A 21,340-nucleotide genomic window follows, 5' to 3' on the forward strand; every position below is an offset into this window, starting at 1 on the left:
GCATGGCGAGCCGAAAAAAACCGGGATAAGCAAAAGGCGCCCTCACCGGCGCCTTTTTTTGTTTGCGCTGAACCCTGCGCGATCGTTCACCCCATGCCGATTGTGGCTCAAACCGTAAACAGTCTTTACCCAATCCGCGCCTGTTTCCCCCGCCAGCCGCCGCATAGAGTTTGTTCCAGCAGCACACTCAACTTCAGCAAAGGAACATCTTCCATGAAAGTCTCAATGCTCGTCCTCGCACTCTTCGGCTTCAGCTCGGTGGTCATGGCTCAGGACTCGACTACCACGCCTCCCGTCGAGCAATACACCTACGCCAGTCACCTCGACGTCGCCAAAATCATCTCGGAAGATCCCGTGCCGGATGTCTGCGCCGTAGTGCCGGTGCACATGACTTATCAGGATTCCCAAGGCAAACAGCACATCCTGCAATACGAGGTCATGGGCAGCGGCTGCAGCAACGGTTGATCTGGCCAATACCTCGCACACCCATTGCGTCTCAGAGTTGGCTCGCTGAGACGCAAATGCCTTTACCGCTTCAATCGATCAGCGCCTGAGCAGTGCTCGCCAACTGCGCGCCCACCCGGGTTTTCAAGGTATCGATGAATCGCGTGATCTTCGCATCGACAAACTGGCGAGACGTGTAGACCGCGTAAACATTGCGCTCGTAGGTGTGGTAATCGGGCAGCACCCGCACCAGCCTGCCGGTACGCAAATCGTCGATCGCCGTGAAGCCTGCCAACAGACCAATCCCCGCCCCGTCGCGAATGGCCACGGCCATTGCGTCCATATCGTTCACGCTGAAACTCGGCCCGCTCGGGATGAACGTCGCGTCGCCCGCCTTGCTTTTGAGCTGCCATTCATCGCGCACGTAATCCACGGTACCGAGCAGCAGGCATTGATGATCGCAAAGCTGCTCCGGCGTTTCGGGTGCGCCATGCCGCGCCAGGTATTCCGGGGAGGCCACCAGTACACAGTGACTGACGCCGATCTTCTGGCTGACATACGCCGAATCCGGCAGCGTTCGCGCGATCAGAATGGACACGTCCAACTGATCCTCAAGCAGATTGGGCATGCGTTGGGAGAGCATCAAATCGACGGTCACTTCGGGAAACGCCTGGCGATACTCCAGCACCGCGCCGGTCACCAGTTGCCGGGCCAGTCCGGGCACGCAGTGCACCCGTAACGTCCCTCGTGGTTGCAAGGCGGCATTGCTCGCCTCGGCTTCGGCGCTTTCCAGGTCAGCGAGAATCTTCACACAGCGTTCATAAAACCGCCGGCCCGCGTCGGTCACCGAGAGACGCCGGGTCGAGCGCTGCAACAGCCGAGTGTCGAGCACGTTTTCCAACGCCGAGACCGCACGCGATACGTTACCGACGGTGGAGTCGAGATGGTTGGCCACGGCAGTGAAACTGCCCATCTCGACTACCTTGATGTACACCGACATGTTTGAAAGTTTGTCCATCCTGATCGTCCTGTAGACCTGCCACTCACTGCGGATAACGTCGGATGCTACACGCTCGCTCCTGGGCTCGATATTACCTTCTGGGACAACAATGATTCCCTCGTGGCCGGCTAAATCAAACGGCACGCCTTCCATAGACTGGATTCCACGGGACGCCTGAACCGCTGCGTACAAGGCGCCGAATGAATCCTCAACCATGAAGGCGACATCCATGAACACTCCTTACGATCCGCTCTATCTCTTCATCGGTGGTCAATGGCTCACCGCCCAGGACCGCGCGACCGCCGCCGTGGTCAACCCTGCAACCGGCGAGGAACTCGGCCAGGTGCCACTGGCCACCGCCGAAGACCTGGATCACGCCCTCGAAGTGGCCCGACTGAGCTTCGACCAATGGCGCCAGACCGTGCCGGACCAGCGCGCAAAAATCCTCAAGCGCGCCGCCGACCTGATCCTCGAACGCGCCCCGCACATCGCTGGGCAAATGACGCTGGAAGAAGGCAAGCCACTGCGCGAAAGCCTCGATGAAGTGACCCGTGCGGCGGAATATTTCGAGTGGTTCGCCGAAAGCGCACGACGCATCGACGGCCGTGTCGTCCCGGCCAATCGTCCGGGTGTACTGCAACTGGTCAAACGCCAAGCCATCGGCCCCGTCGCAGCGTTCACACCGTGGAATTTCCCGGCCATCACCCCGGCGCGCAAGCTCTCGGCAGCGCTGGCCGCCGGTTGCAGTGTGGTGCTCAAGCCCGGCGAGGAAAGCCCTTCCACCGCGCTGGCACTGGCCCGAGCGCTGGACGATGCCGGCCTGCCTAAAGGCGTGCTGCAAGTGGTGTTCGGCGTGCCGGATCAAGTGTCCAGCCATTTGATTGCCTCACCGATCATTCGCAAAGTGACCTTCACCGGTTCGGTGCCGATCGGTCGGCTGCTCTCGGCCCGCGCTGCCGAAGGCGTCAAGCCGATCACTCTGGAACTGGGCGGCCACGGCCCGGTGCTGGTGTTTGCCGACGCCGACATCGAAAAGGCTGCTGTGGAAGGCGTCGCCAATCGCTTTCGCGGCACCGGCCAGGTGTGCATTTCCTCGACTCGTTTCCTGATCCAACGTGAGGCCTACGCCGACTTTGTCGAGCACTTCGTCGCGGCCACCCAAGCGTTGAAAATCGGCGATGGCATGGATCCGCAAACCCAGGTCGGCCCTCTGGCCAACCCACGGCAACTGGCGAAGATGGAGCAACTGATCGCCGACGCCGTCGAGAAAGGCGCGCGGGTGCTGGCCGGTGGCGAAGCGTTGCCGGGCGCAGGCTTCTTCTTTCAGCCCACCGTATTGGCCGATGTGCCGATGAGTGCGCGAATCATGCACGAAGAACCCTTTGGCCCCATCGCGATACTGATGCCTTTCGATGAGTTAAGCGACGGCCTGCAAGAAGCCAACCGCCTGCCCTACGGCCTCTCGGCCTACGCGTTCACTTCCAATGCGCGCACCGCGATCGACGTCGCCGATGGCCTGGAAGCCGGAATGATCGGCATCAACCAGTACCGCATCGTCGCCACCGAACTGCCGTTCGGCGGCATGAAGGAAAGCGGCCACGGTTCCGAAGGCGGCATCGAAGGCATCGAACACTATCTCACCAACAAATTCATCAGCCAGGTTTAAGGGGATTTCCATGTCGACCATCGATTTCAGCAGCCCACGCGAAGCCGCCCGCGCCTTCACCCCGAAACTGGCGCAATTCGTGGACTCTACGCTGTACCCGCAGATCTGGAGTGACCCCGCCTTGTCACCCCGCGACCGCAGTCTGATCACTGTCGCTGCGCTGATTGCCGGCGGCCACTGTGAAGAATTACCCGCGCACCTGCGCCGCGCTGTCAGCAACGGCGTGAGCCATGAAGAGTTGTCGGCGGCGATCACTCACCTGGCCTTTTACGTCGGTTTCCCGGGCGCCATCACTGCCTCGGCCATCGCCAATGCCACCCTTGCCGACACGGAGCAACGCTGAGATGAAAGCCATCAACCTGAAAGCATTCGGTTCGGCAGAAGTGCTGCAACTTGGCGAAGCGCCCAACCCTGAAGTGCGCCCGACCGACCTGCTGGTGCGGGTCTATGCGGCCGGCGTGAACCGTGCCGACCTGACCCACCGAACCGGCGGCTACGGCCATGCGAACTTCGGCGACTCGTTGATCATCGGTCTGGAGATTGCCGGGGAAGTGCTGGAGACCGGCAGCGAGGTGAGCGGATTCGCCGTCGGCGACCGGGTAATGGGCGTGGTCGGCGGCGGCGCCTACGCCGAACTGGCGCGCATCGACTACCGCATGGCCATGCCGATTCCGGCACAGCTCGACTATGTGCACGCAGCGGCGATTCCCGAAGTGTTCGTCACCGCCCACGAAGCGATGCTGCACCTGGCCCGACTCAAGTCAGGCGACTCGGTGCTGATCCATGCCGCCGCCGGCGGCGTTGGTTCCGCTGCCGTGCAACTGGCCTACGCCACAGGCGCCACGGTGTACGCGACCACCGAAGGCAGCAAATTGTCGCGCGTCGAACATCTGGGCGCCGACGTGGCCATCGACTACAAGACCGAGGATTTCGCCGCAGTCATCGCCGACAAAACCCAAGGGCGCGGCGTCGATGTGATCATTGATTTTATCGGCGCGCCCTACTTCGCCCGCAACATCGCCTCGCTGGCCCACGGCGGCCGCCTGGTCCAGGTCGGCATTCTTGGCGGCGGCGGCAAGGTCGACGTGGAGCTGGAGCACATCCTCTACCGGCACCTGCAAATCATCGGCACGGTGATGAAGTCGCGCACCCAGCCGGAGAAGCACGCGATGATCCAGCGCTTTCGCGACCACTGGCTGAAACGCTTCGCCGGCGCTGCGAGTCTGGAACCGGTGGTGGACAGCACCTTTCCGTTGTCCCGCGCAGCCGATGCCCATCTGAGGATGGAGTCTTCGCAGAATGTCGGGAAGATTATTCTGACGATGCAGGCCGAGGATTTGCGTTAAGGCAGGTCGATCAAATCTGGCCTTGCACCGTCCTGTTGCAAGGTCAGCGGCCAGCGCACTCAAGACTTAACACTGATCCCGCGAGCAGCAAAGACTTCACGCGCAGCCGTTATACCGTTCAAGGCACTGGGAAACCCTGCATATACGGTCATTTGCAAGATCACATCGACCACCGCCTCCGGTGTGCACCCGACGTTCAGGGCGCCGCCGATATGCACTTTCAGTTGTGGCTGGGCATTGCCCAGTGCGGTCAGTGCCGCAACGGTTGCCAGCTCACGAGTGCAGTGATCGAGCCCGGGGCGGGCGAAGACATCGCCGTAGGCGAAACTCAGAATCCAGTCCGCAAGCTCTGGAGCAGTATCCTTCAATGAATCAACCACTGCCTGACCAGGTCCGCCAGTAATCTGCGTCAGAGCGGCTTCTCCGCGCGCTCGACGATCGGTCATCTCCACCGGCGCTGCGACACTGGTCACGCTGGCGCCAATCAATGTGGCGGACAGCAAACGATTGAATCCGGGAAGTTTACGGATCATGGTGATGCTCCTTTTGCTCGAGTTGGTGGTAGATCTGAATCTTGTTATCCAGAACCTCCAGGGACTGGCTCAACTGGCTGATCTGCGCTTGCACGTCCCGGCGATGCTGCTCGAGAAGTTCGCGGCGTTCTGCCAGGGTCGAGTCGCCAGATCGACGCAATTCGGCATACCGCAGCATTTGCTGGATCGGCATTCCGGTCGCCTTCAGCCGGAGCAGAAACTCGGCCCACAGCACATCCTTCTCGGCGTACACCCGGTGGCCATTGCCACCGCGCCCAACCGGATCGAACAGCCCGATGCGCTCGTAATAGCGGATCGTGTGAGCGCTCAAATCAAGGCGTTTGGCCAACTTTGAAATTGTCAGTTCTGGATTCATGTCATCACCGTAAAGGTTTGAGCGCGCTCTAAGTCAATGGCTATTTTCCATCGAGCAGAATCAGGCAAATCGCCGACAGTATCCGCCTAACGCCGACACCGCCCTGCCCCCTAATCTGAACCCATGCAGAACACACCACTGCAACGGGTTAACCAGAGACTGATCTGAACGACCCGGACCTCAATCGAAATTTGACCGGAGTCACCGCCATGAAAACTGTAAGCCAACTGATCGCCGTCGCCACCTTCGCCCTCAGCGCCAGCGCATTCGCCGTACCGAGCAATCAGGAAGATCGTTTCTTCACCCAGGTCAACGAACCACAGCAGACTGTTGCTGCCGATGGCTCGGAACGTACGCCGCAGGGCCAGGCTCTGGCTGAAAACGGTCGCAACCGCCTCGAGGAACAAGGCCTGGTTGAAGACGGCTATGACAAGACCCCACAAGGCCAGGCCATCACTGCCGACGGCTCAGACCGCACCCCACTGGGTGAGGCGCTCGCCGCTGATGGATCGGACCGTACACCGGGTCGTCGCGCAGCATAAGTGCGTGTTGCCGAGACAAGAAAAGTCCTGCAGGTTTGAAACCTTCAGGACTTTTCCGCTTTTTGAGGCAACATCCGGGAAACCCTATTGATAGGAACAGGCAATACTTCGATCCGATTCGGCATCGTCCGCCAGCGTTATCCGCCCTAGCATGGCCTCTCCAATTGCCTCCTGGAGTACAAATCCATGAAGACCCTTTTCATCACCGGTGTCAGCAGCGGCTTCGGCCAGGCGCTGGCCAAGGAAGCGCTCGCTCAAGGTCACAGGATTATCGGCACAGTGCGCAGTGAATCCGCTCTGGCAGCCTTCGAAGCGCTGTCGCCCGAGCGCGCGCATGGGGTGGTGCTGGACGTTACCGATTTCGATGCCATCGATGGGGTGGTTGCAGCAGTGGAGGATCGTCACGGCCCGGTGGACGTGCTGGTCAACAACGCAGGTTATGGCCATGAGGGGATTTTCGAAGAGTCCTCTCTGGAAGAAATGCGCCGCCAGTTCGACGTCAACGTGTTCGGCGCGGTGGCGGTGACCAAGGCTTTCATCCCGTATTTCCGCCAGCGCCGCGCGGGGCATATCCTCAACATCACCTCCATGGGTGGCTACATCACCATGCCGGGGATCGCCTATTACTGCGGCAGCAAGTTCGCTCTGGAGGGGATTTCTGACACCTTGAGCAAGGAGCTTGCGCCCTTCAATATTTTTGTCACCGCTGTGGCGCCGGGGTCATTTCGCACCGACTGGGCAGGCCGCTCGATGCAACGCACGCCGCGTAGCATCAGTGACTACGATGCAAGCTTCGATCCGGTGCGCAAGGCCCGGGAGGAGAAAAGTGGCCATCAGTTGGGCGATCCGCAGAAAGCTGCACGGGTCATGCTGACGATCATCGACAGTCCAAACCCGCCGGCTCACCTGCTATTGGGCAGTGATGCGCTGGTGCTGGTGCGTGACAAGTTGCAGCAGACGGCGGAGAGTATTGAGCAATGGGCAGCGCTTAGCCGCTCGACGGATGGCTGAGCAACGCGGAGAACCTCAATGCGGAAACCGAAAGACCCGCTCACAGCGCGCATGGTCCAGCTAATGAGCCAGCTCGCCCCGCTGGAAGGTTACAACCTGAGCCCGCTGGACGATGTGCGTTTCCTGCGTTCCAACCGACCGCTGACCCGCACGCCGGTGTTGTACGAACCGGGCATCGTGATCCTTTGTCAGGGGCGTAAACGCGGTTATCTCGGCGATGAAGTCTACGTCTACGACGCTCAGCACTATCTGGTGGTGTCGGTGCCGGTACCCTTCACCATGGAAACCGACGCCAGCGAAGCCGAGCCAATGCTCGCGGTGTACGTGCGCCTGGATTTCGCTTTGGCTGGCGAGCTGATCCAGCAAGTGGACGAGCGGTGGGATTTCCCCACAGCGCAGCCGATGGGCATGTACGCCTCGCCTCTCGACGAACCGCTGCGCCGGTCAACCCTGCGTTTTCTTGAAGTGATGAGCGACGATGCCGACGCGCAAATCCTCGGCCCGGCGATGCTGCGCGAGCTCTACTACCGTATCCTCACCGGCGAACAAGGTGGCACCCTGCGCGCCGCCATCGCCCAACAAGGCCAGTTCGGCAAAGTGACCCGCGCCATCCACAAGATCCACAGCTGTTTTCACCAACATCTCGACGTAGAAACCCTGGCCGAGGAAGCGCAGATGAGCGTGCCGAATTTTCATCTGCACTTTCGCAAGGTTACCGATTCCTCGCCGATGCAGTATCTGAAGTCGACGCGGCTGCACCAGGCGCGATTGCTGATGCTGCGTAACGACCTGACTGCGGCAAAAACTGCATTTCTGGTCGGCTACGAAAGCGCCTCGCAATTCAGCCGCGACTTCAAACGCCTCTTCGGCCGCACACCGCTAGCGGAAGTTGCGTGGATGAAACAGGCCTATGCGCTGCCGGCACCGACGACTGCTTCGCCGTTTGTGTCTTCGCACTGACTTCATCCGCGTCTTGAACAAACAGAAATCCACATTGAAGGGAAGAAAGTGAATCTGAGAGCTGAGATCGAAAAAGCATTTGGACCCCAGGCATTCGCCCGTCCGCTTTTCTATTCCTGGCCGGGAGGATTGCGTTTCGAACTCTCCGAAACGGGCGGAATGATCGAGCAATTCCTGACCGCTATGCGCAAATCCATAACCATCTGCGGCGACATTTTCCAAGGGGACGCATCGTTTGTCGCATGCCTGCGCATTCATTCCGGTCGCAATCGATTCGCCCACCGCAGCACTCTTCGCGCCCTTAAATCTGCTGGAATCGATACTCCATCAGCGCTGTGCATCTGGAGCGAAGAAATAGACAACGAGGAATGGTTAACCGAGGAAGAACCGGAATACTGGGTCAACGTCGCCTTCGAAGCGTCTGTCGCGAGCATTCAAGCATTACTCTGGTGCGCATTGGCCAAGGACTTCGGTGCTATCCAACCGCGTGCGAACTGTGCTGTCTACCTGTTCAATCTGCCCAAGCGAGTCATGATCTTGCCTTATGATGACAGAGGCATGGACGTGGTTGGAGCCAACACCGAACTACTTTTGCAGCTTTATCAACGACATCATGCCTGGTTGCTCGACCATGACCGGGCAGCGATGGAAGCCACATTCGGCAGGCTTAAACGTTAGGTGAACGCTATCGTTGGTCAGTTCCGTGTACAGCACTTATCGCAGCAAATTCCCCATCCGCATAGTGCTTGCCCCCTTCTGTGTTTCCTCGCCCAATCACACAGGTCAGCCACCTGCATCAGGATGGGATCATGAACACCACGGCCATTCCCGAAGGTTTCACTCCATTCACCCGCAGCAGTCCGTTGCTGGATCTGCTCGGCCCGATCTACGCTAGGGGTCAGGGGCTGCACTTGGAATTGGGTTTACTGACCGACTCACGGCATGCCAATGGTCGCGGCAATTTGCATGGTGGTGTATTGGCGACTTTGGCCGATGTCGGCATGGGCTACGCCATGGCCTTCTCCAGCGATCCGCCGCAGCCGTTGATCACGGCGAGCATGACCCTGGATTATCTCGGTGCAGTGCAAATCAACGAGTGGCTCGAAGTGCGTCTTGAACACTCCAAAAAGGGCCGCCAACTGGCGTTTGCTGGCGTCAGTCTGCACGTCGGTGAGCGAACGGTTGCGCGCGCCAGTGCCGTGTTCGCGGTGCCGCTGAGCTGAAGCGCGAAACCTCAGTCTGACGCTTCAGAATCATCCCGCGCTGGAACAGGAATTTGCCATGAGGGTTTCTTGCCGATCTGGCTATCGAACGTGCGTCGCGCTTGGCGGAAACCCTCGACGTTTTCCACCACCCAAGTCCAGATCGGCGACATCCGCACCAGCAAGCCCATGCCCAATGGCGTCAGCTCGTACTCGACGTGTGGCGGCACCTGGTCGAGCTCGCGCCGGGTCAGCAGGCCGTCGCGTTCCAGCGCACGCAGGGTTTTGGTCAACATGCGCTGAGTCACGCCGGTCATCTGCCGTTTGATCTCGGCGTGACGCATCGTGCCGTACACCCCCAAGGCATGCAGGATGCCCAAAGACCAGCGACTACCGGCGTGCGCAAGCACTTCGCGGCGCACGCCATCATCGTCTCGTCTGAGCGTCTGGCAGATTGCTTCTGCCTCACTGAGCGCTTGCTGATCAGTCATTTCTTCACCTGGTATCACGCGTGTGCCTTCTTCTGAGTGCTGCCCGATCGTGCCAGCATTTGCCGATCTTACATGCAGATCTCAGGAGACATCATGACCGAATCGAACCACCCTTGCCCGCAATCCATTCTCGTCCTGGGCGCAGGCGAGCTCGGCCTGCCGGTTTTGCGCAACCTTGCGCGAGTGGCAAAGCGCTCGCCCGGCAGCACGATCAGCGTCCTGCTCAGGGCCTCGACGATCGACAGTCAGGTGCAGGCAAAGAAAGCCGAAATCGATGAACTGCGCAGTCTCGGCGTGCAGATGGTGGCGGCAGATCTGGTCAACGATTCGATCGACCAACTGGCCGAAGTCTTCGCACCTTTCGATACCGTCATCGGCTGCGCCGGCATGGTCGCTGGTCGCGAGACGCCGATGAAGCTGGCGACCGCTGCGCTCAAGTCGGGCATCAAACGCTACTTTCCCTGGCAGTTTGGCGTGGACTTCGAAGTGATCGGCCGGGGCAGTCCGCAGGATCTGTTCGATGCTCAGCTCGACGTGCGCGAACTGCTGCGCGCGCAGGACAAAACCGAATGGGTGATCATCTCGACCGGCATGTTTACCAGTTTCCTCTTCGAGCCGGTGTTTGAAGTCGTTGATTTCGACAACGACACCGTTAACGCCCTGGGCAGCCTGGACACCGGCGTGACGCTGACGACCCCGGACGACATCGGCAAACTGACTGCAGAAATCGTTTTCTTCGAACCGCGTTTTCGCAACGAGATCGTGTATCTGTCGGGCGACACGCTGACCTATGAACAGGTCGCGGGCCTTCTCGAACGCGTGCTCGGACGGCCCTTCAAGCGTAACGTCTGGACAGTGCCACACCTGATGGAGGAACTGGAAAAAGACCCCACTCACCACATCAAAAAATACCGCGCGGTGTTTGCCCAAGGTCGAGGTGTGGCGTGGCCGAAAGCGGGCACGTTCAATGAGCAGCGGGCGATACAGGTCACGACGGCCGAGCAGTGGGCGCGGGAAAATCTTGCGAACGAGTGAAAGCAGATTTTGCGCAGCGGGGCGTTGTGGGCGCTTTATACTCCCGCAAGCACCAGCTCCGCTGCCCGCTCACCAATAACGACACACGGCGCCATCGTGTTGCCAACGGTAATGCGCGGCATGATCGAAGCATCTGCAACGCGCAGCCCGTCGATCCCGTATACGCGTAATTGATGGTCAACCACCGACAGCGCATCGCGGCCCATTTTTGCCGTACACGACAGGTGCCAGTAGGTCATCGCCGAGTTGCGGATGAACTGTTCCATAGCGCGGCGTTCTCTCGGCCCGGGCACCACTTCGCGCTTGATCAGCCCATTGAAGGCCTGGCTGTTGCCGAGTGCGCGGCACAGTTCGATCGTCGCATGGGCTGCGGCCATGTCCTCGGGTTCACTCAGCGAGTTCGGCTCAATGATCGGTGCATCCAGCGGCCCTGCACCTGACAACCGCAAGCGTCCGCGACTGGCAGGTCTGGCCAGCCCGGCGAACATGGTCCAGCCATGCTCCGGCGGCTCGATGGCGACCTCAGGCGGAGACGGTACCGCGAATGCCAACTGGCACTGCAACAGGTCCGGAGCTTCCAGGCGGCTGTCGCTTTTCCAATACAAGGTGGTTTCGCATCCGCTGCCAGCGACCGCCTGGGGTTGTTGGTATTCCCACGTGCAGCCGAAAGCCAGATGATCCTGCAAATTCTCGCCGACACCGGGTAAATGAACGACCGGTGCGATGCCGTGTTTTCGCAGTTCATCCGCCGGGCCGATGCCCGACTGCATGAGCACTTTCGGTGATTGCACCGCGCCCATGGACAGGATGACTTCAGCTGCGGCATGAAAGCGCCGCCGCTCGCCGGCGATCAACACTTCGACACCGACGGCCCGGGTGCCGACCAGCAACACGCGGGTCACCAACGCCCCGGTCAGCACCGTCAGGTTCGGAAAGTGCAGGCGTGGCCGGATGTAGGCGTCGTAAACCGACTCGCGCTTGCCCTGTTTGATGCGCAAGTCGGTGACAGCGATCCCACCTGCGCCTTCCATCATCTCGCCATTGGGGCTGTCGAATCGGGGGATGCCCAGATCGCCGGCCGCCTCCAGCGTTGCCAACGCAAGGGGTTGAGGTGTGGCCGGCTGCTCGACATGTACCGGCCCACCTGAACCACGCCGGGTGGCGTCCGGGCTGCCTTGCCAGTTTTCGATCCTGCGGTAGTAATCGAGTACCGATGCGTAGCCCCAGGCCGGGTCGCCAGACTCGGCAGCAAAATGCTCCCAATCGCAGCGATGGCCGCGCGACCAGACCATCACGTTGATGCTCGAACCTCCGCCGAGCCCCTTGCCCATGCTCAACGGTAGCCGTCGACCGTTCAAGCGTGGATCGGATTGCCCCTCGAATGCCCAGTCGCGCGCAGAGCCGAGGTTCAGCGGCCATTGCGCCGGTTCTGTCACCTCGGGGCCCGAATAGTCTTCGCCGGCCTCAATCAGCAGAACCCGTGCGCCTGACTCATCGGCAAGCCGCGCAGCGACCACGCAGCCCGACGTGCCGGCACCACAGACAATGAAATCGTAGTCGTGAGCGCTTCGATGGTCCATACGCCCGCTCCCCTTCGATGCCGCGATCACTGTTCAGCAACGCTGTGCACGGCCTTGAGAATCACCGCCGCGACTTGCGCCGGCTGCGACTGCTGCGGGACATGGCTGGCGTGCACCTCTTCAAGGCTCGCGCCGATACGCTTGGCGGCAGCACGCTGGACGTCGGGATGAATCATCCGGTCTTCGGTAGCGAGCAAGTACCAGGACGGCTTGGTTTTCCAGGACGAAACGGTGGTTTTATCTTCGAAAGCCGAGGCCTTGATCGGCCCTTGCGTGGCAGTCATGACGGCAGTTTGCGCGGCCGGCAGATCCTGAGCGAAGCCCTTGGCCATGCCTTCGGGGGTCAGATAGAGGAAGCCGTTACCGTCGGCCTTGATCTGACTGATGCCCGGCGGCGTGGGCGCGCCTTTGCCCTGTTCGCCACTGGTTTGCCCGGCCTCTGGCGCGAAGGCGGCGACATACACCAGCGCGCTGACTTTCTGGTCGTTCCCGGCTTCGGTGATCACCGTGCCACCCCACGAGTGACCGACCAGCACCACCTTGCCCTGCTGGTTGTTCAGAGCGCGGCGCGTGGCGGCAACGTCGTCGGCCAGCGAGGTGAGCGGGTTTTGCACAACGGTAACGGCCACGCCTTTGGCTTGCAGCAGTGGCACCACTTTGGCCCAGTCGGAACCGTCAGCGAAGGCGCCGTGTACGATCACCACCGAAGGCGTTGTATCCTGCGCGTGGCTGGCGCCAGCCATGAACGTACTGGCCAGGGCAAAGGCGACGGTGGCGAATTTCGATTTGATTGTTTTCATTGGATGAGCTCCTGTTCGGGAGTTCAGATTCTGCTGACTGGCCTGCGTTGTGGGCATCGGTCAATTATCCGACCCCGGGGCATTTTTCATGGATAGTGGCTTGCAACTGGACATCTCGCTGGACGGCGCACTGGCAACCATCGCCCAGGTCGGTGACCTCAGCATGGGGCAACCGCTCGGTCATTCCCGGCGCGTTGCCGCTTTGGCGCGGATGCTCGCGCAGGCATGCCACGGCGCCGGTGAGCATTTGCAGGTTGCAGAGCAGATTGCCTTGCTGCGCTGGTCTGGGTGCACGGCCAACGCCGAAGGCTTTGCCGACCTGCTGGGCGACGACGTCGATGGTCGCCGCGCAATGCTCGATCTGACCCTCGGCAATGAACAGATGAACGCGGTGCATCAGGCAACCCCGCTGGCCGTGGTGCACTGTGAAGTGTCCGGTGCAATCGCCAAAACCCTCCAGCTCGGAACCGCCGTCGAAGCGGGCCTGTGTCGGGTGTTCGAAACCTACGACGGCACTGGCCGACCGCTGGGCGTAAGCCATGAACACATCCCTGAAGTCGCCTATCAGGTGGTCATGGCCGGTGATCTGGACATTCTCACCCGCGCCCATGGCCTGGACGCGGCGCTGCGCTGGATCAGCGAGCAGTCGGATCGGCGCTATCCCGCATCGCTGGTGTCGTTGCTGGTGGCCAATGCCAAGACCTGGCTGGCGGATCTGGAAACGCTTTGCACAAAAGTTGAACCCGTGCCTGAGCAGCGTCGTGTCTCGCTGACTTTGGTCGGAGACGTCATTGACTTGAAGCTGCCATGGCTGGCCGGGCATTCGCGTCAGGTCGCGCATGTTGCCATGGAAGCGGCACGCCTGTGGGGGCTGAGTGAGCCGACGCTGACAGACATTGGCAAGTCCGCGCTGATTTACGGCCTCGGCCGCGCAGCCGTTTCCAATCACCTATGGAATAGCCCAGGGCCGCTGCCCTACGGTGCGGCAGAGCGAGTGCGCCTGGTGCCTTACTGGACGCAACAGGCGCTCAGGCCGGTAATGGAACTGGCCGCGCCCGCCGAGATAGCCACCCACGCGTATGAACGGCTCGATGGCAGCGGCTATTTTCGCGGCGTGGCGGGTGATGCACTGAATGCCGAACATCGGCTGTTCGCCACCTCGGTCGCCTGGGTGGCGTTGAGGCAGGCCCGGCCCTGGCGATCAGCCCACGACGAAGCCGCAGCGGGCAAGCTACTCAAAGAGGATGCTGGCCGTGGCCTGTTCGATAACGATGTCTGCGAAGCGGTCATTGCTGCCGCCAGTGGCGAGCGCCGCCTGCGGCAACCCAAGCCTTCGCTGCTGACAGCCCGTGAGTGCCGCATTCTTCTGGAGATCAGCCGTGGCGCCAGCAACAAACAAGTCGCGCAACTGTTGGCTATCAGTCCGAGCACGGTGCGCACGCACATGGAAAGCATCTTTCGCAAACTGCAGTGTTCGACCCGGGCAGCCGCCACCCTGAAGGGGCTGACACTGGGCTTGATCGCCTGAGTCCACCCGGTCACGCCTGATCAGCCTGCCTAGCGCGAGCAAGTTCGATGAATGCCTTGGCGGCCGCAGAGGGATTGCGGCGGTTCGGGTAGTACAGGCACAACCTGTCTCGGGGCGGGGTCCAGTCCTCGAGTACCTGCACGAACTCGCCGGTGCGGATTTCGTCACGAACGTCCTGCTCCATGAAAAAGCCCAGCCCCATGCCCGCCTGCACCGCGACCTTGACCACGCTCGATTCATCCAGCGTAAGCGGACCGTTCACATCCAGACGGGTAACTTCTCCGTCCCGTTCGAAATACCAAGGGAAAATCGCCCCGTTCGGCAGTCGCAAGCGGATGCATCGATGCCCGAGCAGCTCGGACGGCGTGCGCGGTTTGCCGTGTTGTGCAAAATACGCCGGCGAACCGACCACTGCGTAACGTTGCGGCGGGCCGACAGGCACCACAATCACATCGTTGGGCACAAGGCCTGCCGAGCGCACGCCGAAATCGAAGCCGTCAGCCACGATATCCACCAGCCGGCCCTCGGTTACAAGGTCAATATGGATTTTCGGATGCTGCTGCAAAAACTCGATCACCAGTGGCAGCAACGCCGAACGCGCAGCACTGGCGAAGGCGTTGATGCGCAACGTGCCCGAGGGCCCGGCGTTCTGCGAGCGCACTGCGTCGAGTGCCGCACGCAAATCCTGCAAGGCTGGCCCCACCTGTTCGAGAAACACTCTCCCCGCTTCGGTGATGGCGACGCTGCGGGTGGTGCGGTTGAACAGTCGCGATTCGAGGCGCGCTTCCAGTTGCGCAATGGTGTTGCTCAGCGCGGTGGTGGAGACGTCGAGATCAATGGCGGCCTGGCGAAACGACCCCCTTCGCGCCACGGCTATGACGGCGTCCAGTTCATTGAGGGCCAAGCGATCCTGAACCATGGATTGTCCTGTTTTTCGGGATAGGTCATTAAGGTTTGTCCCAGTTGAACAAACTATCTGTGGCGCAGCAAGATGACTCCAGTTAATCAATCAGGAGTCAGCCAATGAACCTTCAACATCCCGCCGTCGTGCAGACGTATGTCACAGTCATCGACGAGAAAGAAATCTACGACGCGATCCATCAATTCCGAGTGCTGGAGATCTCGCCATGCTGAATTCAGGATTGACTGGCAAACGGGTCCTCGTCACCGGCGGTACCAAAGGAATCGGCAAAGCCGTTGTGGATTGGTTCATAGCCGAGGGCGCGAAAGTCATCACCTCGGCTCGGCAAGTGGACGTCCAAATGCCGGGCGCACTGCTGGTCGCGGCTGATCTTTCGACCCGGGAGGGTTGTGACGCACTCATCGCAGCGGTCCAACAGCAACTGGGCGGCGTCGACATAGTGGTTCATGTCCTGGGTGGCTCGTCGGCCCCCGGTGGTGGTTTTGCAGCGCTCGACGAGGAGCAGTGGCAACGCGAGCTCAATCTGAATTTGCTGCCAGCGGTGCGCCTCGATCGCGCCCTGCTCCCGGGCATGCTCGAGCGTCGGGATGGCGTGGTGATCCATGTCACCTCCATCCAGAGTCGATTGCCGCTGCCGGAATCCACCACAGCGTACGCGGCGGCCAAGGCTGCGCTGTCGACCTACAGCAAGAGCCTGTCGAAAGAGGTGTCGCCCAAAGGGGTCCGGGTGGTTCGGGTTTCCCCGGGCTGGGTCGAAACCGAAGCATCGGTGGCATTGGCCGAGCGACTCGCGCGGGAGGCTGGCACTGACTATCAGGGGGGCAAGGACATCATCATGCAAGCCTTGGGCGGTATTCCGCTCGGCCGCCCATCGACGCCAGCTGAAGTGGCTGAGCTGATCGGGTTTGTGGCGTCGCCCCGAGCGGCTTCGATCACAGGAAGTGAATTTGTGATCGACGGCGGGACCATCCCGACAATCTAGCCGGCAGTTTGCGGGTCAGGGATGACTCGCTGAATCCGACCGGCACGCTTACATCCGATGCTGCTCCAGCAAAAAATCCACAAACAAGCGCACCCGCACCGGCATCGCCGCGCCGCCGACGAACACCGCATGAATCGGTTCCTCATCGCCCGGGTTAAACGCTTGGAGCAGCGGGATCAGCGTGCCGCGCTGCAAGTCTTCCCTGACGGTGAACTCGCCAATGCGCGCAACGCCTGCGCCGAGTCTGGCGAACTGGGCCAGTGCTTCGCCGCTGCTGCATTCGATGTTGCCGCTGACTTTCAGCGAGAACTCCTTGCCGTCGCGGATGAACGGCCAGTTGGCTTCGGCGCGGCGGAAGTTGAAGCGCAGGCAGTTGTGCTTGAGCAGGTCTTCCGGTTCGAGAGGCGTGCCGTGGCGTTTCAGGTAATCGGGCGATGCGACCACGACCTGGCCGGTGTGGCCGAGCCGGCGCGCGGTGAGCGGGCTGTCGGGCAGATGGCCGAAGCGGATGGCGACGTCCGCCTGGCCGGCGAGGATGTCGACGACTTCGTCGCCGAGGCTGAGGTCGACAACGATGTTCGGGTAACGGGTGGTGAAGGCTGCGACCAGCGGCACAATGGTCAGCCGTCCATGGCCAAGGGCGGCACTGACACGCAAGCGGCCCTTGGGTACGCCTTGATCGGTGATGGCCCCTTCCACTTCGTCCATGTCGGCCAGAATCCGCCGGGCACCGCGCAGGAAGGCTTCGCCCTCGGCGGTAAAAGTGAGTGCGCGGGTGGTGCGCAGCAGCAAGCGGGTGCCGAGTCGCTGTTCAGCACGGGCGATGATCCGACTGACCGCCGAAGGCGTCAGCCCCAACGCGCGCGCAGCTGCTGAGAGGCTGCCCTCCTGCGCCACGGTGACGAACACGCTCATTTCCCCTGATCTGCCGTTGAAGTCCATTCGTGCCTCTTACGCAAAGGTGATTGCCAAAATCGCCATCTACCGCCGGAAAACGTTGGATCGTAGCATTGGCGGCATAGATAAGGAGACTTTCCATGCGTATCAATCCACCACTTGTTGCACTCGCTGTCGGCGCCTTTGGCATCGGCGTCACCGAGTTCGCGCCGATGGGCATGTTGCCCGGCATCGCTGCCGATCTCGGCGTTTCCATTCCCGCTGCGGGGTTGTTGGTCAGTGCCTACGCCTTGGGCGTGCTGCTCGGCGCGCCGCTGATGACCCTGACCACCGGCAAAATTCCGCGGCGCTATCTGCTGATCGGGCTGATGGCGATTTTCAGTCTGGGCAATCTGATGTCGGCGCTGGCCACCGATTACTCCAGCCTGATGGTCGCCCGGGTGATCACCTCGCTTAATCACGGCGCATTCTTTGGGGTCGGCTCTGTGGTCGCCGCCAGTGTGGTCGCGCCGGAAAAACGTGCCGGCGCCGTGGCGGCGATGTTCATGGGCCTGACGTTGGCGACTATCGGCGGTGTGCCGCTGGCAGCCTGGTTTGGTGAACTGTTTGGCTGGCGCACCGCGTTCTGGGGCATTACCGGCCTCGGCGTACTGACCATGATCGCCTTGTGGTTCGCCCTGCCCAATCTGAAAGCAGAGCAAGGCGCGGGTGCGCTGGCGGAAATTCGTGTGCTAGGCCGAGGTCCGGTACTGGCCGCGCTGGCCCTGACCGTGGTCGGCTCGAGCGCGATGTTCACCGTGTTCACTTACATCGCGCCGATTCTCAGCAGCGAGACCCACGCCTCCGCCGCGTTCATCACCGCCATGCTCGTGTTGTTCGGAATCGGTTTGACGCTGGGCAACATGTGGGGTGGCAAGGCTGCCGACCGTTCGATCGACCGCACCCTGATCGTGTCGCTGAGCGCATTGATTGTGGTGTTGTTGGCGTTCACGGTGCTGATGCGCTGGCCGCTGCCGGCCGCCGTGGCCATTCTGATCTGGGGTATCGCCAGCTTCGCTCTGGTGCCGCCGCTGCAGATGCGCGTGATGGAAGCCGCCAAGGACGCGCCGAATCTGGCTTCGGCGGTGAACATCGGTGCGTTCAATTTCGGCAACGCGATCGGCGCGGCGCTGGGTGGCGCGGTGATCAATGCCGGGCTGGGTTATCCAGCGATTTCCCTGGCCGGCGCGGCGATGGCTGGTCTGGGGTTGCTGATGGTGCTGACGTTCGCCTGGCGCTCCAGAGCCAGTACCGCTGCGCTGGCGTAAGTCTTCGCAGCGCTACGCCCCGCCCTGCTGATATTCGCGGGGCGTGCAGCCGAACTCGCGACGGAACACCGTGTGCAGATATTGCGCAGACTTGAAGCCGCACGCCTGGGCAATGTCGGCAATCGCCGCATCGGTGTTCTTCAAACCGCTGGTAGCCGCCGCCAGTTTGAAACGCAGAATCTCGTCATGCACGCTGCAACCGCGCTCGGCGCGGAAATGCGCTTCCAGCGACGAGCGCGACACGCCGACATACGCCGCCACTTGCGCGGTCTTGATGCCCTGGCAGGCATATTGGCGGATGAACAGTAGCGCTTGCATGACGTAGGGATTGCCCAGCGGTTGATGCAGGCTCGACACCTGCACGTTGACCGCGTCCGGCGGAATCAGAATATGCGTACCGGTGGACGGCATGCCGTGGAGCATCTGGTGCAGCAATTGCGCAGCGGTGCGGCCCATGGTTTCGGTGCCCTGAATCACCGAACTCAGCGGTACGCGAGTCAGGCTGCGGGTCAGCGGGTCGTTGTCGATGCCGATCAGCGCGACCTGCTCCGGCACGGCGATGCCGGCAGTCAGGCAGGCTTGCAGCAACTGGCGGGCGCGGGCGTCGCTGACGGCGATGATGCCGATCGGTTTCGGCAGGCTGTGCAGCCAGGCGATCAGTTGTTCGACGGCGCTGTCCCACAGCGGTGCGCTGGTGCCCATGCCGCGATAGATTTCCGCGTGCAGGCCGTCGCGCTGCATCAGTTTGCGAAAGGCTTTTTCCCGCTCCTGCGCCCAGCGATTGGCCTGCGCTTCCGGCAGGCTGAAACAGGCAAAGCGCTGCAACCCCGCCTCGACCAGATGCGAGTAAGCCAGCGTGATCAATGCGTTGTTGTCAGTGGCAACGTAGGGAATCGCTTTTGGATAAGCGCGTGCATCCTCGTAGGAACCGCCCACCGCCACCACCGGCAAATGAATGTCGGCCAGCGCCTCGCCAATCAGCGGATCATCGAAGTCGGCAATGATCCCGTCACCCTGCCAGCGCTCGATGCCTTTCAAGCGGCAGAGGAAGTCCTCTTCCAGAAACAGGTCCCAGGAAGCGCGGGTGCTGCTCAGATAGTTGCCGATGCCGCTGATGATTCCACGGTCGTAGATCTTGCTGCCGTTGAACAACAGGGCGATGCGGTGCACGGGCGGTAGGCTTTTCATTGTTTTTAGGCTGTTCCAGGCCGCCATGTCGCGGCGACGATGGACACAGACTAGGCCTGCGAGCGCTGAAGCTCAATACGCAAAATCGCACTCGCAGTTGAGGCTTTTCATAATCAGCGGGCACGGGGCCGTTGCTAGTATCGAGACACCGCCAAGAACAACAAGGACAAGGTCCATGCAGTATTTTCCCAATATCGAGCCGGTTCGCTACGAAGGCCCGAACAGTGATTCGCCCCTCGCTTTCCGCCACTACGACGCCGACAAACTGATCCTCGGCAAACCCATGCGTGAACACCTGCGCATGGCCGCCTGCTACTGGCACACTTTCGTCTGGCCGGGCTCCGATGTGTTCGGTGCCGGCACCTTCAAACGCCCGTGGCAACGCAGTGGCGAACCGATGGAACTGGCTATCGGCAAGGCTCAAGCCGCATTCGAGTTCTTCAGCAAACTGGGCATCGATTACTACTGCTTTCACGACACGGACGTCGCCCCGGAAGGCAACTCGCTGAAGGAGTACCGCGAACACTTCGCACAAATGGTCGATCGCCTTGAGCAACATCAGGAACAGAGCGGTATCAAGTTGCTCTGGGGCACCGCCAACTGCTTCAGCAATCCTCGTTTTGCCGCCGGTGCCGCGAGCAATCCCGATCCGGAAGTGTTCGCCTGCGCCGCCGCGCAAGTGTTCAGCGCAATGAACGCGACTCATCGCCTCAAGGGTTCCAACTACGTGCTATGGGGCGGTCGTGAAGGCTACGAAACCCTGCTCAATACCGACCTGAAACGCGAGCGCGAACAACTCGGGCGCTTCATGCGCATGGTGGTCGAGCACAAGCACAAGATCGGTTTCACCGGCGACCTGCTGATCGAACCCAAGCCGCAGGAGCCGACCAAGCACCAATACGATTACGACAGCGCCACGGTGTTCGGCTTCCTCCAGCAGTACGGTCTGGAGAAAGAAATCAAGGTCAACATCGAAGCCAACCACGCGACCCTGGCCGGCCACAGCTTTCATCACGAAATTGCCACGGCTGCCTCGCTGGGTATTTTCGGCAGCATCGACGCCAACCGTGGCGATCCGCAGAACGGCTGGGACACCGACCAGTTCCCCAACAGCGTCGAAGAAATGACCCTGGCGACCTATGAAATCCTCAAGGCCGGCGGTTTCAAGAATGGCGGTTTCAACTTCGACTCCAAGGTGCGCCGGCAGAGCCTCGACGAGATCGACCTGTTCCACGGTCATGTTGGTGCCATGGACGTCCTCGCCCTGTCGCTGGAGCGCGCCGCTGCGATGGTTGAGAACGATCAATTGCAAACCCTCAAGGACCAACGCTACGCCGGCTGGCGTCAGCCGTTCGGGCAAGCGGTGATGGCGGGCGACTTCAATCTTGAGTCGCTGGCCGAGCACGCGTTCACCAACGAGCTGAACCCGCAAGCCGTCAGCGGCCGCCAGGAAATGCTCGAAAACATCGTCAACCGTTACCTGTATCGCTGATCGCCGAGACCCTCTGTCGACGCAACGACGCTGTGACA

23 protein-coding genes are annotated in these 21,340 nt (G+C 61.1%); 14 read left to right on the forward strand and 9 right to left on the reverse strand.

The genetic code is table 11. The annotated features are described in order from the left end of the window. The first annotated feature begins 213 nt into the window (after nucleotides 1-213). Nucleotides 214-465 carry a DUF2790 domain-containing protein gene (locus AB4N47_RS12260; protein ID WP_039758903.1) on the forward strand — a complete coding sequence of 84 codons (252 nt, stop codon included), beginning with the start codon at nucleotides 214-216 and terminating at the stop codon, nucleotides 463-465. 70 nt (nucleotides 466-535) lie between these two features. Here AB4N47_RS12260 and AB4N47_RS12265 read toward each other — a convergent pair whose 3' ends face one another. After that, on the reverse strand, nucleotides 536-1,462 hold the full coding sequence (locus AB4N47_RS12265; protein ID WP_110599187.1) for a LysR family transcriptional regulator: 927 nt from the start codon (nucleotides 1,460-1,462) through the stop codon (nucleotides 536-538). A 211-nt stretch (nucleotides 1,463-1,673) separates the two neighbouring features. On the opposite strand from AB4N47_RS12265, the gene AB4N47_RS12270 reads away from it, so the two are divergent. From AB4N47_RS12270 to AB4N47_RS12280, 3 genes are read left to right on the forward strand one after another with little or no spacing between them, the layout of a single operon-like run. Continuing rightward, on the forward strand, nucleotides 1,674-3,110 hold the full coding sequence (locus tag AB4N47_RS12270) for an NAD-dependent succinate-semialdehyde dehydrogenase (RefSeq protein ID WP_024012616.1): 1,437 nt from the start codon (nucleotides 1,674-1,676) through the stop codon (nucleotides 3,108-3,110). Nucleotides 3,111-3,120: 10 nt separating this feature from the next. Then, nucleotides 3,121-3,453, forward strand: coding sequence for a carboxymuconolactone decarboxylase family protein (locus AB4N47_RS12275; protein ID WP_024012615.1), 333 nt, complete (start codon nucleotides 3,121-3,123; stop codon nucleotides 3,451-3,453). A gap of 1 nt (nucleotide 3,454) precedes the next feature. Then, on the forward strand, nucleotides 3,455-4,456 hold the full coding sequence (locus AB4N47_RS12280) for an NAD(P)H-quinone oxidoreductase (RefSeq protein ID WP_341637771.1): 1,002 nt from the start codon (nucleotides 3,455-3,457) through the stop codon (nucleotides 4,454-4,456). A 59-nt stretch (nucleotides 4,457-4,515) separates the two neighbouring features. Here the strand turns inward: AB4N47_RS12280 and AB4N47_RS12285 are convergent, their stop codons facing one another. Both AB4N47_RS12285 and AB4N47_RS12290 read right to left on the reverse strand, forming a co-directional pair. Continuing rightward, nucleotides 4,516-4,908 (reverse strand): carboxymuconolactone decarboxylase family protein, encoded by a 393-nt coding sequence (locus tag AB4N47_RS12285; RefSeq protein WP_016774346.1) that lies wholly within the window; start codon nucleotides 4,906-4,908, stop codon nucleotides 4,516-4,518. Between the two features lie 70 nt (nucleotides 4,909-4,978). Then, a complete protein-coding gene (locus AB4N47_RS12290; RefSeq protein WP_016774345.1) occupies nucleotides 4,979-5,365 on the reverse strand; it encodes a MerR family transcriptional regulator in 387 nt (128 codons plus the stop codon). A 209-nt stretch (nucleotides 5,366-5,574) separates the two neighbouring features. Here AB4N47_RS12290 and AB4N47_RS12295 point away from each other — a divergent pair, with 209 nt between their 5' ends. From AB4N47_RS12295 to AB4N47_RS12315, 5 genes are all read left to right on the forward strand, one after another. After that, complete coding sequence (locus AB4N47_RS12295; RefSeq protein WP_460154557.1) at nucleotides 5,575-5,907, forward strand: hypothetical protein; 333 nt, start codon at nucleotides 5,575-5,577, stop codon at nucleotides 5,905-5,907. 186 nt (nucleotides 5,908-6,093) lie between these two features. Beyond that, on the forward strand, nucleotides 6,094-6,918 hold the full coding sequence (locus AB4N47_RS12300; protein ID WP_341637772.1) for an oxidoreductase: 825 nt from the start codon (nucleotides 6,094-6,096) through the stop codon (nucleotides 6,916-6,918). 18 nt (nucleotides 6,919-6,936) lie between these two features. After that, complete coding sequence (locus tag AB4N47_RS12305) at nucleotides 6,937-7,878, forward strand: AraC family transcriptional regulator (protein ID WP_341637773.1); 942 nt, start codon at nucleotides 6,937-6,939, stop codon at nucleotides 7,876-7,878. 48 nt (nucleotides 7,879-7,926) lie between these two features. Then, on the forward strand, nucleotides 7,927-8,556 hold the full coding sequence (locus tag AB4N47_RS12310) for a DUF3885 domain-containing protein (protein WP_341637774.1): 630 nt from the start codon (nucleotides 7,927-7,929) through the stop codon (nucleotides 8,554-8,556). Nucleotides 8,557-8,687: 131 nt separating this feature from the next. Next, nucleotides 8,688-9,101: a PaaI family thioesterase gene (locus tag AB4N47_RS12315; RefSeq protein WP_341637775.1), complete on the forward strand. Its 414-nt coding sequence runs from the start codon at nucleotides 8,688-8,690 to the stop codon at nucleotides 9,099-9,101. Between the two features lie 11 nt (nucleotides 9,102-9,112). Here the strand turns inward: AB4N47_RS12315 and AB4N47_RS12320 are convergent, their stop codons facing one another. Continuing rightward, nucleotides 9,113-9,571: a winged helix-turn-helix transcriptional regulator gene (locus tag AB4N47_RS12320; protein ID WP_130911018.1), complete on the reverse strand. Its 459-nt coding sequence runs from the start codon at nucleotides 9,569-9,571 to the stop codon at nucleotides 9,113-9,115. Between the two features lie 93 nt (nucleotides 9,572-9,664). Between AB4N47_RS12320 and AB4N47_RS12325 the strand changes: the two genes are divergently transcribed. Continuing rightward, nucleotides 9,665-10,606 (forward strand): aromatic alcohol reductase, encoded by a 942-nt coding sequence (locus AB4N47_RS12325; RefSeq protein WP_341637776.1) that lies wholly within the window; start codon nucleotides 9,665-9,667, stop codon nucleotides 10,604-10,606. A gap of 35 nt (nucleotides 10,607-10,641) precedes the next feature. Here the strand turns inward: AB4N47_RS12325 and AB4N47_RS12330 are convergent, their stop codons facing one another. Both AB4N47_RS12330 and AB4N47_RS12335 read right to left on the reverse strand, forming a co-directional pair. Further along, complete coding sequence (locus AB4N47_RS12330) at nucleotides 10,642-12,186, reverse strand: GMC family oxidoreductase (RefSeq protein ID WP_341637777.1); 1,545 nt, start codon at nucleotides 12,184-12,186, stop codon at nucleotides 10,642-10,644. A 26-nt stretch (nucleotides 12,187-12,212) separates the two neighbouring features. Beyond that, nucleotides 12,213-12,986: an alpha/beta fold hydrolase gene (locus AB4N47_RS12335; protein WP_341637778.1), complete on the reverse strand. Its 774-nt coding sequence runs from the start codon at nucleotides 12,984-12,986 to the stop codon at nucleotides 12,213-12,215. 88 nt (nucleotides 12,987-13,074) lie between these two features. On the opposite strand from AB4N47_RS12335, the gene AB4N47_RS12340 reads away from it, so the two are divergent. Continuing rightward, on the forward strand, nucleotides 13,075-14,514 hold the full coding sequence (locus AB4N47_RS12340; RefSeq protein ID WP_197890395.1) for an HD domain-containing phosphohydrolase: 1,440 nt from the start codon (nucleotides 13,075-13,077) through the stop codon (nucleotides 14,512-14,514). 10 nt (nucleotides 14,515-14,524) lie between these two features. Here the strand turns inward: AB4N47_RS12340 and AB4N47_RS12345 are convergent, their stop codons facing one another. Next, nucleotides 14,525-15,433 (reverse strand): LysR family transcriptional regulator, encoded by a 909-nt coding sequence (locus AB4N47_RS12345; RefSeq protein ID WP_460154558.1) that lies wholly within the window; start codon nucleotides 15,431-15,433, stop codon nucleotides 14,525-14,527. 208 nt (nucleotides 15,434-15,641) lie between these two features. On the opposite strand from AB4N47_RS12345, the gene AB4N47_RS12350 reads away from it, so the two are divergent. Continuing rightward, nucleotides 15,642-16,418 (forward strand): SDR family oxidoreductase, encoded by a 777-nt coding sequence (locus tag AB4N47_RS12350; protein WP_341637779.1) that lies wholly within the window; start codon nucleotides 15,642-15,644, stop codon nucleotides 16,416-16,418. 48 nt (nucleotides 16,419-16,466) lie between these two features. Here AB4N47_RS12350 and AB4N47_RS12355 read toward each other — a convergent pair whose 3' ends face one another. Then, nucleotides 16,467-17,360, reverse strand: a complete 894-nt coding sequence (locus tag AB4N47_RS12355) for a LysR family transcriptional regulator (protein ID WP_341637780.1) — start codon at nucleotides 17,358-17,360, stop codon at nucleotides 16,467-16,469. A gap of 95 nt (nucleotides 17,361-17,455) precedes the next feature. Here AB4N47_RS12355 and AB4N47_RS12360 point away from each other — a divergent pair, with 95 nt between their 5' ends. Then, complete coding sequence (locus tag AB4N47_RS12360) at nucleotides 17,456-18,622, forward strand: MFS transporter (protein WP_341637781.1); 1,167 nt, start codon at nucleotides 17,456-17,458, stop codon at nucleotides 18,620-18,622. Between the two features lie 12 nt (nucleotides 18,623-18,634). Here AB4N47_RS12360 and AB4N47_RS12365 read toward each other — a convergent pair whose 3' ends face one another. Beyond that, on the reverse strand, nucleotides 18,635-19,810 hold the full coding sequence (locus AB4N47_RS12365) for a XylR family transcriptional regulator (RefSeq protein WP_341637782.1): 1,176 nt from the start codon (nucleotides 19,808-19,810) through the stop codon (nucleotides 18,635-18,637). Between the two features lie 175 nt (nucleotides 19,811-19,985). Between AB4N47_RS12365 and xylA the strand changes: the two genes are divergently transcribed. Continuing rightward, nucleotides 19,986-21,302, forward strand: coding sequence for a xylose isomerase (gene xylA, locus AB4N47_RS12370; protein WP_041480538.1), 1,317 nt, complete (start codon nucleotides 19,986-19,988; stop codon nucleotides 21,300-21,302). The last annotated feature ends 38 nt before the right edge of the window (nucleotides 21,303-21,340 follow it).

The sequence above is a fragment of the Pseudomonas sp. S3_G06 genome, from assembly GCF_054667565.1.